The sequence below is a fragment of the Halosimplex rubrum genome, from assembly GCF_013415885.1.
GTDB classification, from domain to species: Archaea; Halobacteriota; Halobacteria; order Halobacteriales; family Haloarculaceae; genus Halosimplex; species Halosimplex rubrum.
This window is the reverse complement of the sequence record NZ_CP058910.1, coordinates 69149-82591: the sequence shown is the minus strand read 5'-3', so window position 1 is coordinate 82591 and position 13443 is coordinate 69149. Positions and strand designations below refer to the sequence as shown.

The window sequence follows — 13443 nt, the reverse complement described above, 5'->3', positions numbered from 1 at the left end:
CGGGTCCATCGAGATATGAGCACGGACGACGCCGACGGAGAGGGCGCCGCGGCCCGCGACGAGCGGTTCGCGGACGTGCCCGACCAGTACGACCCCGACGCGGTCGAGGACCGCGTGTTCGACTACTGGGACGCCGTCGACGCCTACGAGCAGACAGTGGAACACCGCGCCGACGGCGAGGACTACTTCTTCGTCGACGGCCCCCCCTACACCTCCGGGTCCGCCCACATGGGCACCACCTGGAACAAGACCCTGAAGGACTGCTACATCCGCTATCTCCGCATGCAGGGGTACGACGTGACCGACCGACCGGGCTACGACATGCACGGTCTGCCCATCGAGACCCGCGTCGAGGAGCGCCTGGACTTCGAGAACAAGAAGGACATCCAGGAGTTCGGCGAGGACGCCTTCATCGAGGAGTGCAAGGCCTACGCCGACGAACAGCTCGAAGGACTCCAGAGCGACTTCCAGTCGTTCGGCGTCTGGATGGACTGGGACGACCCCTACAAGACGGTCTCGCCGGAGTACATGGAGGCGGCGTGGTGGGGCTTCGAGCAGGCCCACGAGCGCGGCCTCGTCGAGCAGGGCCAGCGCTCAATCTCCCAGTGCCCGCGCTGTGAGACCGCCATCGCCAACAACGAGGTCGAGTACGAGGATGTCGAGGACCCGTCGATCTACGTCAAGTTCGACCTCGACGACCGCGAGGGGAGTCTCGTCATCTGGACGACGACGCCGTGGACCATCCCCGCCAACACGTTCGTCGCCGTCGACGGCGAGGGCGAGTACGTCGGCGTCGACGCCGAGCGCGACGGCGAGACCGAGCGGCTCTACGTCGCCGCGGCGAAGGTCGACAGCGTCCTCTCGGCCGGCCGCTACGACGACTACGAGGTCGTCGAGGAACTGACCGGCGAGGACCTGGTCGGATGGAGCTACGAGCACCCGCTCCGCGAGGAGGTGCCCGACGCGCCCGGCGGCGAGGGCGCGCTGGAAGTGTACACCGGCGAGTACGTCGACACCGAGGGCGACGGCACCGGCCTCGTCCACTCCGCGCCGGGCCACGGTGAGGAGGACTTCGAGCGGGGGGCCGAACTCGGGCTGGACATCTTCTGTCCGGTCGGCGCCGACGGCGTCTACGACGAGTCGGCCGGTGCGTACGCCGGCGAGTTCGTCAAGGACGCCGACCGGGCGATCATGGACGACCTCGACGCGGCGGGCGCGCTGCTGGCCGAGGAGACCACGTCTCACAGCTACGGCCACTGCTGGCGCTGCGACACCGGGATCATCCAGATCGTCACCGACCAGTGGTTCATCACGGTCACCGACATCAAAGACGAACTGCTCGAAAACATCGAGGACAGCGAGTGGTACCCCCAGTGGGCCCGCGACAACCGCTTCCGCGACTTCGTCGAGGACGCGCCGGACTGGAACGTCTCCCGCCAGCGCTACTGGGGCATCCCGATCCCCATCTGGATTCCGAGCGACGAGTGGGACGGCACGATGGAGCAGGCCATCGTCGTCGGCGACCGGCAGGAACTCGCCGAGCGCGTCGACCAGGAGATCGACCCCGAGAGCGTCGACCTGCACAAGGACACCGTCGACGACCTGACGATCACCGAGGGCGGCGTCACCTACGAGCGCGTCCCGGACGTGTTCGACGTGTGGCTCGACTCCTCGGTCGCGACGTGGGGCACGCTGAACTACCCCGAAGACCAGAGCCGTTTCGACGAGCTGTGGCCGGCAGACCTCATCATGGAGGCCCACGACCAGACCCGCGGGTGGTTCTGGTCCCAGCTCGGCATGTCCACCGCCGCGACCGGCGAGATTCCGTACAAGCAGGTGCTCATGCACGGCTACGCCAACATGCCGGACGGCCGCGGCATGTCCAAGTCCAAGGGCATCCTCGTCGACCCCCACGAGGTCATCGACGAGTACGGCGTCGACCCGATGCGCCTGTTCCTCCTGTCGGTGACCGCCCAGGGCGAAGACATGAACTTCTCGTGGGACGAGACCCAGGAGATGCAGCGCCGGCTCAACATCCTCTGGAACGTCGCCCGGTTCCCGCTCCCCTATATGCGCGCCGACGACTTCGACCCCGAGGAGACCACCCTGGCGGACGCGGCCGAGGACCTCGAACTCGTCGACGAGTGGGTCCTCTCCCGGCTCCAGACCGTCGAGGCAGAGATGACCGACGCGATGGACGACTTCGAGAACGACCGCGCCGCCAACGCGCTGATCGACTTCGTCGTCGAGGACGTGTCGCGCTTCTACATCCAGGTCGTCCGCGAACGGATGTGGGACGAGGCGGATTCGCCCAGCAAGCAGGCGGCCTACGCTACCCTCTACACCGTCCTCGAGGAGGTCGCCGCCCTGTTCGCGCCGTTCACTCCCTTCGTCGCCGAGGAGGTCTACGGCTCGCTCACCGGCGACGCCGGTCATCCGACGGTCCACATGTGCGACTGGCCCGAACCCGACGAGGAGTACCGCGACGTGGGTCTGGAACAGGATATCGAGGTCGTCCGTGCCGTCGAAGAGGCCGGCTCGAACGCCCGCCAGCAGGCCGAGCGCAAACTCCGCTGGCCGGTCCAGCGCGTCGTCGTCGACGCCGATCCCACGGACGAGGCCGACGCGACCGACGTGGCCGACACCGTCGAACGCCGCGCAGAACTGCTGGCCGACCGACTCAACGCCCGCGACATCGAGGTCGTCGGTCCCGACGGCGAGTGGGGCGAACTCGCCTACTCCGCCGAGGCCGACATGAGCCTCTTGGGACCGGCGTTCGGCGACGACGCCGGCCGCGTCATGGGCGCGCTCAACGACGCCCGCGTCGGCGAGCCGACCGTCGAGGCGCTCGAATCGGCCGTCGGCGACGCGCTCGGGGAGCCCGTCGACCTCGACGCGGAGATGGTCGAGTTCGTCCGCCACACGCCCGACGGCGTCGCCGGCGCCGAGTTCGATGCGCTGGATAGCGAGGGCGTCGTCTACGTCGACACCACCCTGACGGAGGACATCGAGAGCGAGGGCTACGCCCGCGAGGTCGTCCGCCGCGTCCAGGAGATGCGCAAGGAACTCGACCTGGACATGGAGGAGTCCATCCGGCTGGAGTACGACGTGCAGGACGACCGCGTGGCCGACCTCGTGGCCGACCACGCCGACCTGATCGCCGACGAGGTGCGCGCGACCGAGGTCGGCGACGTGGCCGACGGCCACCGCAAGACCTGGGAGGTCGAGGGGATCGACGTCGAGATCGCCATCGAGGCCCTGGCGGCAGCCGAAGCGTCGGACTGACCGCCTCGCGCCGGCGGCGTTCCTCGTCCTGCTCGGTCTCGGCGGTCTCGTCGCCGGCGACCGCCGCGTCCGCGAGCGACTCGGGTGGGAGATCACCGAGTGAGGCGGGCGGTCGTCGCCCACCGGTGCCGTAACCGGCCAGATCGAAGCGAATCCTTCGACTATCGTAACCGCTTTTGGCACGTATCGCAGACGCCCGAGCAGTGACAGACACCGGGAAGCAGTTGCGCGCGCTCTACTTCACGCGCTTCGCGAGTTCGTTCGGGCTGGTGACGCTCCTGACGCTGTTGCCGACGTTCATCAACCAACTCGGCGCCGAGGGGTTCGTGCTCGGCCTGTTCGCTACGGGACTCACCTTCGCCCAGGCGGTCGGTATTATCCCCATCTCGTGGGCGGGCGACCGCTACGACAAACGCACCGTGTTGCTCGGCGGCCTCGGCCTCTCCGTGTTCGTCTACGCCGGGTTCGCGTTCGTCGGCACGAGCTGGCAGTTCATCGCCGTCCGGGCGGTCCAGGGCATCGCCGCGACCGCGGCGGGGCTCATCGCGCTGGCGCTCGTCGGCGACCTGGCCAGGGAGTCCGAGCGGGCGACGACCATCGGCACGTCGAACGCCTGGCGGTTCGCCGCGGCCATCGGCGGCACTTTCTCGGCCGGCATCCTCTACGACAGCTTCGGCTTCGAGGCGGTCTTCGCCCTCCTGATGGTCATCGCCGCGGCGGCGTTCGTCGTCGTCTGGCTGTGGGTCGAGCCCGACGACACCAGGGTCCACGGCTTCCCGTTTACCGATCTCGCGCTGAACAAGCGCATCCTGACGATGACGAGCTTCCGCGCCCAGTACGCCGTCGCGGTGACGCTCGTCCGGACCTGGGTCCCCATCTACGCGGGGCTGGAGGCCGCCCGCGGCGGCCTCGGATTCGAGGCCGCGACCGCCGTCTCCGTCATCCTCGCCGCCGAGAAGTTCACCAACATGCTCTGCCAACCCTACATGGGGGGGCTCTCCGACCGCTTCGGCCGCGCCCGCTTCGTCTTCATCGGCGGCCTCTTCTACGGCACCGTCGCCGTGATCGTCCCGTTCACCCCCGCCATCGGCGAGGCGCTCGCGCTCCCCGCGACCTTCCCGTTCCTCGGGACGCTCTCGGCGGCGTTCCTCCCGCTCGTCGCGTTGAACGCCCTGCTCGGCGTCGCCGACTCCATCCGCGAGCCCGCAAGCATGGCGCTGTTCGCCGACGAGGGCAAGGGCAAGGGCGTCGCCTCCAGTTTCGGCGTCCGCGACCTCGTGTGGCGGCCCGGCTCCGTCCTCGCGCCGCTGGTCGGCGGCTGGATGACGAGCAACGTCGGCATCGACTGGGTCTTTTTCCTCGGCGGCGCCTTCGCCTTCACCGGCGTGTTCGCGTTTCTGGGAATTCTCTCGTACAACCACGGCCGCGACGCGCTCGCTGCGTGGTGAGTTCGTGTCTGACGTAGCAATTGAATCGACTCTGAGACGGGGAACGGCGCGCCCGTCACCGCGACAGCGGACTCGATCGGCGCCGCAAACAGCGTGAAAGCCCCCGACCGCTCGTACCGCCGCGACTCGTTGCGCACTTCGCTCGCTACGCTCGCTCCAGTGCTTACTTCGTCGGGGCGGCGACGAGCGGTCGGCCCCTTTCAGTCCCACCGGTTTCGGCTGGTGATCCGTCTGTGCGGATGGGAATGAAAGGGGCGACGCGTTCGACGAAGGCAGGCGACGTAAGCACCGCAGGGAGTGAAACGACCGAGGAGCGCAACGAGCCTCCCGAGTCGAACGCGTCGGGGATTTCACGCTGTTTCCGGTCGGGAGTCCCGTCGCGGTTGCGCGCCTCGTTGCGGTCGCGGCTCTACCGTCGGAAGTCATGACACACGAGCCACCAACTCCAGTCCATCGACCGCAACAGACACCACGGACCCCGACGACTGGGGAAGCATGTCACCGACAGTCCACGCGCTCCGCAACGAGATCCGCGTCTCGGTCGGCCGGTTCGAGCGCGAGGTGTCGAGTTCGTTCACGAAAGAAGCGCTCGCGGCCATCTGCGACGGCGTCGACGCAGACGTCGACGCGGGCGGTCGCCCCTCGAAACCGGCGATGCGCACCGCAATCCGCACGGCGGTCGACGGGCTCGACGGCGGGAGCGAGGGCAGCGGCGACAGCTTCAGGAAAGCCGATCTGCAGGCGATCGCGGAGGAATTGCGGAACGACGACGGACAGTAGCACCGCGCCGCCCGCCGTTCAGAACTCCCGGACCATCACGAGGGCGTCCTCGCCGTTGGAGTAGTACCGCGGGAGCGTCCCGTGGTGTTCGAAGCCGAACCCGCGGTAGAGCCGTTTGGCGGTCTCGTTGGACTCGCGGACCTCGAGTTTCACCGAGCCGACGTTCTCGGTCGCGAGGACCGTCAGTGCCTGCTGGAGCAGTCGGCGGCCGACGCCCCGGCCGCGACACTCCTCGGCGACGGCGATGTCCTTGATGTGACCCAGGGATTCGCCGTGGTTGGGGACCACGTCGGCGACGACGTAGCCGACGACGCGGCCGTCGTCGCCGACCGTCGCCGTCTCTCTGGAGTCGGCGTTGTCGCGGACCTGCGCGACCAGAAAGCCCGGCTCGTCGAGGAACCGCTCGAACGCCGAGAAGGGCCACGGCTGGGGGAACGCCTCCTGCTCGATGTGGAACACGGCGAGCAGGTCCGCCCGCTCGGCCTCGCGGACGTGTACGTCCGAGCCCGACTCCTCGTCCGCTGGGACGGTCGTCACTGTCGCGGGATAGGTCGTGACCCTACAAATGTTTACTGCCGGCGGGCGAATCCCGGACGGACGGGACGGCACGCGGGGTGGACGTGGCCGACCCGACGTCGACCGGTCCATCACGAAAAACCACGTGACCCCGGTACGACCGGAAAATTCTTAACGGCCACCCACCCAGCACGGAACGCACCCGAAATGGGTGCCACCCCACCCTCCCCACCCCACCCACTCTCTTTCCGTTTCCGCGGTTCGACGGTTGAGCAGCGCCACCGCTCGCCGGACGGCGCGCGAAAAAATTCGAGGTGTGTCGAGCCGGTCAGTCGTCGGCGGTCGCGGCGCCGTCGTCGGACTCGTACTGCTGTTTGACGTGCGTGAGCTTGCCGCCGTCGGCGAGGATCTCGCGTTCGCGCTCGGAGGCGTCGAGGTTGGCGGTGGCCTCCCAGTCGTCGTCGACGCGGATGGTGAACTCCTCCTGACCGGAGCGGACGGCCTCGGCGACGTCGTCGACGATCTCGACGGAGTCGCCCTGATCGATGTCCTCGTAGGTGTCCTCGTCGATCGTCAGCGGCACGATGCCGAAGTTGAAGAGGTTCGCCTTGTGGATGCGGGCGAAGCTCTGTGCGAGGACGGCGTCGATGCCGAGGTACATCGGACACAGCGCGGCGTGCTCGCGGGAGGAGCCCTGACCGTAGTTCTCACCGGCGAGCAGGAGCCCGCCGTCGTTCTCGAGCGCGCGCTCGGGGAACGTCTCGTCGACGCGGGTGAGCGTGAACTCCGACAGCTTCGGGATGTTCGACCGGTACATCAGCACGTCCGCGTTGGCGGGACTGATGTGGTCGGTCGTGATGTTGTCGGGCATCTTCAGCAGCACGTCGCCGGCCAGGTCGGCCGGGAGCGGGTCCTTCAGCGGCACGTCGCCGATGTTGGGGCCCTTGATGAGCTCGTCGTCGACGGCCTCGTCGGGCGTGATGAGGTCGGAACTGCTGACGCCGACGTAGTTGTCGCCGAGCTCGAAGCCGGGGTCCTCCAGATCGCCCATCTCGTCGGCGAGGTCTCGCGGGTCGACGATCTCGCCCTTGAGGGCGGCCGCCGTGGCGACCTCCGGCGAGCAGAGGTAGACGGAGTCGTCCTCGATACCGGAGCGACCCTCGAAGTTGCGGTTGAAGGTGCGCAGCGAGACCGAATCGGAGGCGGGCACGTGACCGTTGCCGATACACGCGCCGCAGGTCGCCTCGGAGAAGTTGACGCCGGCGGCCATCATCTCCGCGGTCCAGCCCTCGCGGGCCAGCATCTCCGAAGCCTGCTTGGAGCCGGGCGCGACGATCATCTCGGTCGTCTTGTTGATCTCGCGGTCCTCCAGCATCTTCGCGGCCGGGAGGATGTCCTCGTAGGCGCCGTTCGTACAGGAGCCGACCATGACCTGGTCGACGTCGGTGCCTTCGACCTCGCTGACGGGCACGACGTTGTCGGGCATCGACGGCTCGGCGATGAGCGGTTCCAGGTCGGAGAGGTCGACCACGATCTCGTCGTGGTACTCGGCGTCCTCGTCGGGCGCGACCGCCTCGTAGTCCTCGGGGCGACCGACCGCTTCGAGGTACTCCTCGGTCTTCTCGTCGGTCGGGAAGATCGAGGAGGTGGCGCCGAGCTCGGTACCCATGTTCGTGATGGTCGTGCGCTCGGGCACGGAGAGGGTCTCGACGCCGGGGCCGGTGTACTCGAAGATCTTGCCGACGCCGCCCTTGACCGAGAGGCGACGGAGCAACTCGAGGATGACGTCCTTGGCGGTGGCCCACTCGGGCAGTTCGCCCTCCAGACGGACGTTGACGACTTCCGGCATGTCGATGTAGTAGGCGCCCCCGCCCATCGCGACGGCGACGTCGAGGCCGCCGGCGCCGATGGCGAGTTCGCCCATGCCGCCGGGGGTCGGCGTGTGGCTGTCCGAACCGAGCATCGTCTTGCCCGGCGCGGCGAAGTTCTCCTTGTGGACGTTGTGGCAGATACCGTTGCCCGGCCGCGAGAAGTGCGCGCCGAACTTACCCGCCGCCGAACGCAGGAAGCGGTGGTCGTCCGTGTTCTTGAAGTCGAACTGGTACGTCTGGTGGTCGCAGTACTGCGCGGCGACCTCGGTCTGGACGTTGTCCAGATCGAGCGCGTCGAACTGCAGCCAGACGAGCGTTCCCGTGGTGTCCTGTGTGAGGACCTGATCGATCTCGATCCCGATCTCCTCGCCGGGCTCGAGTTCGCCTTCGACGAGGTGGTCGTCGAGGATCTTTTCGGTGAGTGTCTGTCCCATAACGTCCCACAATGGCACACGAGCGGATATAAAACCCGCGAGTCGCCGCGAGTGTTGTCAGATGTCACGGCTTCGCCGTCTTGCGATTTCGACCATCGTCGTTCGCTATCACGACTAACGTCGCCGTCGGGCGTTCGGCTTCGGTGAACGGTATCGACATCGCTCGGTCGCGTGGTCCGGCCGTCGGGACCGCCCGGCGGCGGGCGCCACCCGGAGCGAAACGGCTATGCGCGCGAGGAGTCCACGGCCGGTATGTTCAGGAGCGGGCGGTTCGTCGCCGACGCCCTCGGCGACGTGGACGACGAGCAGGTACAGCCCAACGGCGTCGACCTGCGGCTCGGCGCCGTCTACGAACAGGTCGAGCCGGGCCGGATCGGGACCGACGGCAAGACCGTCGGCGAGCGCCGCGAACTCGACCCCGACGAGGGCGGGGACGGCGACGAGGGGACGGCGGTCTACCGGCTGGACCCCGGCGGCTACGTCGCCGGCTACGCCGACACCGTCCGGATCCCGGAGGGTCACGTCGGCTTCCTCTACCCTCGGTCGTCGCTGCTGCGCAACTCCTGCATGCTCGACACCGCCGTCTGGGACGCCGGCTACGAGGGCCGCGGCGAGGGGTTGCTGGAGGTGTACCACCCGGTCGAACTCGAAGCCGGCGCCCGGATCGCGCAGCTGGTCCTCGCAGAGGCGAACCACGCCGACACCTACGACGGCAGCTATCAGCGCGAAGGCATCGAGTAGGCTCGGCCGACCTCACCGGTGCGGCCCGGGTCGAACCCGGCGGCAGTCCGGCGTTCGCCGCCGCTCCGAGACCGTCGACCGACGGCGGTCGGCGCCGTCCGGCATTTAACCGTGCTTGTTCTACCATGCCGAAAGATTAATCGAGGCTGTGGAGAATGGTACGAACGGTGTTGGGGGGAGCCAACCGGACCGTGCCTCTGACATCCAACTTCCGGACGACGCCTCCAACACCGGCGTATCGGGGTATTCCCCGATTTCTCTCGGACCCTCCCGTTCGCCCGTGACTCCTCGGTCCGCGAGAGGGCCGTCCAGTCCCGGTACGGACGGCGCGGATCCCCGAAGCGGGACGTGGGAAACGCCCCCGACGACGGGCGCGTCCTCGCTCTGAGTCGCCGGACGCGGCGGGGCAGTTCTTTCAGAGCCTGAAATCGCAGTCGTAGTACTATATACCGCTACGGTGACGTACGGGGTATGCCAGCCAGTGAGGATCTGTACGTACTCGCCCCAGGGGAGGGCGAGGACGAGAGCGACGGGTGGGTCAGTCCACGACCGATCGACGAGGCCGTACGGGCGGCCGTGGCGGACGCGACGGACCTCGAACCCGACGAGATAGACGACGCCGAGTCCTACGTCGACCTCGACGAGATCGCGACGCTGCTCGACGGCGACGGCGAGGACGAGTCGCTGACCTTCGCGGTCGAGGACCACGAGGTCGCGATCGACGGCGGCGGCCACGTCACCGTCGACCCCGAGTGAGCGGCCGGGAGCGAGCCGACCGCCGACCCGAGTCCGACTCGACCGAGTCGATAGCGGCGGGACAGGCCTAACCGCCCGGGGCGCGAACCGGTCGGTATGACGCGCCTGGCGCTCATCGCCCACGACGACGAGAAGCCCGAGATGATCGACCTCGCGGAGAGCTACGAGTCGCTGCTCTCGACGTTCGATCTGGTCGGGACCGGCACGACGGGCAAGCGAGTCGCCGAGGAGACGGGGCTGACGGTCGAACGCAAGGAGTCGGGACCGATCGGCGGCGACGCACAGATCGCCGCCGAGGTCGCCGAGGACCGCCTCGACGGGATCGTCTTCCTCCGGGACCCGTTGACCGCCCAGCCCCACGAGCCGGACATCAGCGCGCTCCTGCGTATCTGCGACGTACACGACACGCCGCTGGCGACGACCCGGACCACCGCGGAGTACGTCCTCGACGGGCTGGCGGCCGACATCGAGGGCGATTGAGCTACACCGAGAAGACCGACACGGCACCCACCTGATCGGCCGTCTCGCTCGCCTCGTGGATGGCGCCGACGAGGGCCTGGGAGCCCGAGAGCGCGACAGAGGTACCGAACAGGTCGAAGGAGTCGTGGTCGTCCGGCAGGAGTTTCGCCGTCTGGCGCCACTCGCCCTCGGACCGGTCGAACAGGTACGCCGACCCGGCCTCCGCGCGGTCGTGCTCGGCACCGATCAGGGCGTGATCGCCCGCCAGCGCCACGTCGCTGCCGAACACGTCTTTCCGGTCGCCGTCCTCGGCGGCCAGTTTCCCGTCCAGTTCCCAGTCGCCGTCAGTCCGCTCGAAGACGTACGCCGCCCCCGCGTAGAACCCGTTCGGGTCGTCGTCGCCCCAGGCGGCGACCAGCACCCGGTCGCCGTCGAGCGCGACCGAACTCCCGACGTAGTCCTCGTGGTCGTGGTCGGCGGCCGGCGTCAGCGTCGCGCGATGGGTCCACTCGCCGCCGCTCCGTTCGTACGCGTATGCCTTCCCGATATTGTCGCCGTCGGGGGTCTGGTAGTTGGGGGCACCGAGCACTGCGGTGTCGCCTTCGAGTGCGACCGCCCGGCCCACGTCGCTGTTGTTGACTGCATCCTCGGGGACGAGGCGCGCGCTCTGGGTCCACTCGACCGACCGGTCCGCGTCCGTCGCTCCGTCGCCGCTCTCGCTCGCGTCCGAACCTCCCCCACGGGTGAAGACGTACGTCGCCCCGGGCGTCTCGTCGGCGTCGTCGTCGGCCCAGTTCGCGCCGACGAGGACGGTGTCGCCGTCGAGCGCGACCGACTGCCCGAACCCGTCGTAGATGTCCTCGCCCGCCCGGTCGGCCCGGAGCGTCGCCGTCCGCTCCCACTCGCCGTCGACCGTCTCGAAGACGAACGCTCCCCCCTTCGGGATCCTGTGCGGACCGACCAGTTCCAGCGCGCCGACGACCGCCGTCGTCCCGTCGAAGGCGACGTCGGCGGCGAACCGGTAATCGAACGGGAGCGCGGCGGCGTCGGCGACGAGTCTCGTTCGCTGGGTCCACGCGCCGTCCGCGCGCTCGAAGACGTACGCCGAGCCGATCGCCAGCGCCGACCCATCCGCCGACTCGGAGGCGGAGGTGTCGTCGCCCGGCGCCGCGACGAGGAGGGTGTCGTCGGCCGCCGCGAGCGCCGCCCCGAACTCGTCGTACTGCTCGGCGTCGGCGCCGGTGAACTCCCCCACCTGCTCGCCGAGCCGTGGCGTCGGCGTCGGCTCCGGCGTCGGGGTTGCGGTGGGCGTCGGCGTCGGGGTTGCGGTGGGTGTCGCCGTCGGGGTTGCGGTGGGCGTCGGCGTCGGAGTGTCGGACGGCATCGTCGGCGTGAGCGTGGCGGTCGGCGTCCGGGAGGGGGTTCGGGCGTCGCTCGCGGTCGGTTCGTCGGGCGTGGCGTCCACTCCGTCCTCGGTGGGACCGAGACTGCACCCGACCAGCGGGAGGACGGACCCGGCAGCCAGCTGCCGGAGGAGGGCTCGGCGGTCTCGCATACCTCGGCGGTCGCGCTCCGGTCACTAAAACATCAGGAACCGATGCGGTCGCGAGCAGCCATCGAGACAGTCGGCGATCGACGGGGTCGGGTCGGGTCCGGGTGGGGGCCGCGGGCGAAGACGGGGACGGGATGCGAGTGGAGGGCCGACAGCGGGAAGGGGTGGGTTCGGAAGGCGTGCTGTCGTACGACCCCCCTTCATAAACCCCTTCGCGAGACTCAAACAGCCGTTGTACCTACCGGCCGCCGCCGCGGACCGCCGGTTCGGCGGCGACACCACGGCACCGGTCCACCTCGACGGGAGTGCCACCGGACCGTGTCTCCGCCGACGGCGAACCGATCGAACTATCGGAGAATTTGAAAGCGTTTGCACGGTCGACCGCACGACCGCGTGCGGTCATCCGGGCGATGTCTTTCAAATTCTACGATACCGTCGGTCGAGCGGATCGCTTTCAGACGCTTTCCGCCCCGGAGTTCGCCCGTCCCGACTCGCCGGGATAGAGCCAGTCGGTCCGGACGAACAGGACGACGGCGACGGCGAACCACGGGACGACGCCGATCAGGCCCACGGGCGTCGGGCCGAACACGCGGTTCGGCACGGCGGTTGCGAACAGCGTCGCGAGACCGGCGCTCCCGTTTATCATCGCGTGGCCGACGACGGCGGGGAAGACGCTCCCACTCCGGAGCGTGACCCAGCCGAGGAACACGCCGAGTCCGACGGTCGCGACGGTCATGGCGGCCAGGCCGAGCCACGGCGCGGCGGTGTAGGCCAGCCCGTAGTTGTGCCCCATCGCGATGACCGGCCAGTGCCAGACGCCCCAGACGACACCGTGGACGAGGAGCGCCCGCCGCCAGCCCAGCGGCGCGAGCTTCGGCAGCAGGTAGCCGCGCCACCCGAACTCCTCGCCGAAGGTGGCGACGCCGTTCAGCAGCGGCGCGGCCACGAGCGCCTGGACGATCTGCACCGCGAGAAACGCCGTCGGCGACAGCGGGATCGCCTGTCCCGTCTGTTCCTCCAGCGTCGCCAGCAGGTCCGCGACCGCCCCCATCCCACCGAACCGACCCGGAAAGACGAGGAAGTACAGGGCCGCGCCGGCGAAGATCAGCACCAGCGGGCCGACCCAGCCCAGCAGCCAGGGGAGCGGGCGCGTCCGCACGCGCAGGAGCATCTCGTCGCGGTCGAATCCCTCGTCGGTGAGCCACCGCGTCGCCAGGTGGGCGACGGCCGGCCCCCACATGTACGGGCCGGCGAGCAGGACCAGCCACAGCGGGATCCCGAGCGCCAGCGTCGGTCCGGCGCCGATACCTCCCAACGCGTAGATGACGGCGGCGGTCGCCCACGAGACGCCGAACGCGACGCCGAGGAAGACGCCGACCCGGCGTCGCTGCAGTCGTCCCCCGTCCCCGAGCCCGCTCGGCCACTCGTCGCTCGGATCCCCCGATTCGGTTACCATGCCGCGTTCGTTCGATCCGTGGCACCGTGAATATTCGCCCCGTATCGGGATCGCCGAGGGCGAATACGCTCCCTTCCTCGACCGGGCCGACGGTGGATCCGGACACGGGGCTGCTGGGAGCCGACTCAGCGGACTTTTACGCGCT

10 protein-coding genes are annotated in these 13443 nt (G+C 68.9%); 6 read left to right on the top strand and 4 right to left on the bottom strand.

Annotation, left to right across the window (positions count from 1 at the left end; all coding sequences use genetic code 11):
- Positions 1-15: 15 nt before the first annotated feature.
- The 3 genes from ileS (at position 16) to HZS55_RS00445 (ending at position 5513) form a co-directional block, all read left to right on the top strand.
- A complete protein-coding gene (gene ileS, locus HZS55_RS00455) occupies positions 16-3285 on the top strand; it encodes an isoleucine--tRNA ligase (protein WP_179909808.1) in 3270 nt (1089 codons plus the stop codon).
- 203 nt (positions 3286-3488) lie between these two features.
- On the top strand, positions 3489-4733 hold the full coding sequence (locus tag HZS55_RS00450) for an MFS transporter (protein ID WP_179909807.1): 1245 nt from the start codon (positions 3489-3491) through the stop codon (positions 4731-4733).
- A 495-nt stretch (positions 4734-5228) separates the two neighbouring features.
- Positions 5229-5513, top strand: coding sequence for a hypothetical protein (locus HZS55_RS00445; RefSeq protein ID WP_179909806.1), 285 nt, complete (start codon positions 5229-5231; stop codon positions 5511-5513).
- 18 nt (positions 5514-5531) lie between these two features.
- Here the strand turns inward: HZS55_RS00445 and rimI are convergent, their stop codons facing one another.
- Positions 5532-6050: a ribosomal protein S18-alanine N-acetyltransferase gene (gene rimI / locus HZS55_RS00440; protein ID WP_179909805.1), complete on the bottom strand. Its 519-nt coding sequence runs from the start codon at positions 6048-6050 to the stop codon at positions 5532-5534.
- A gap of 307 nt (positions 6051-6357) precedes the next feature.
- The gene (locus tag HZS55_RS00435) at positions 6358-8334 is read right to left on the bottom strand and encodes an aconitate hydratase (protein ID WP_179909804.1); all 1977 of its coding nucleotides are present in this window, start codon (positions 8332-8334) and stop codon (positions 6358-6360) included.
- A 171-nt stretch (positions 8335-8505) separates the two neighbouring features.
- Here HZS55_RS00435 and HZS55_RS00430 point away from each other — a divergent pair, with 171 nt between their 5' ends.
- From HZS55_RS00430 to HZS55_RS00420, 3 genes are all read left to right on the top strand, one after another.
- Entirely contained in the window at positions 8506-9075 is a 570-nt protein-coding gene (locus HZS55_RS00430; RefSeq protein ID WP_281372834.1) for a deoxyuridine 5'-triphosphate nucleotidohydrolase, read from the top strand.
- Between the two features lie 471 nt (positions 9076-9546).
- Entirely contained in the window at positions 9547-9831 is a 285-nt protein-coding gene (locus HZS55_RS00425; RefSeq protein WP_179909802.1) for a HalOD1 output domain-containing protein, read from the top strand.
- A 96-nt stretch (positions 9832-9927) separates the two neighbouring features.
- Complete coding sequence (locus HZS55_RS00420) at positions 9928-10311, top strand: methylglyoxal synthase (RefSeq protein WP_179909801.1); 384 nt, start codon at positions 9928-9930, stop codon at positions 10309-10311.
- A 1-nt stretch (position 10312) separates the two neighbouring features.
- Here HZS55_RS00420 and HZS55_RS00415 read toward each other — a convergent pair whose 3' ends face one another.
- Together HZS55_RS00415 and HZS55_RS00410 are read right to left on the bottom strand one after the other, a co-directional pair.
- Positions 10313-11845, bottom strand: coding sequence for an FG-GAP repeat protein (locus HZS55_RS00415; RefSeq protein WP_179909800.1), 1533 nt, complete (start codon positions 11843-11845; stop codon positions 10313-10315).
- A 451-nt stretch (positions 11846-12296) separates the two neighbouring features.
- Complete coding sequence (locus HZS55_RS00410) at positions 12297-13298, bottom strand: CPBP family intramembrane glutamic endopeptidase (protein WP_179909799.1); 1002 nt, start codon at positions 13296-13298, stop codon at positions 12297-12299.
- Between the last annotated feature and the right edge of the window lie 145 nt (positions 13299-13443).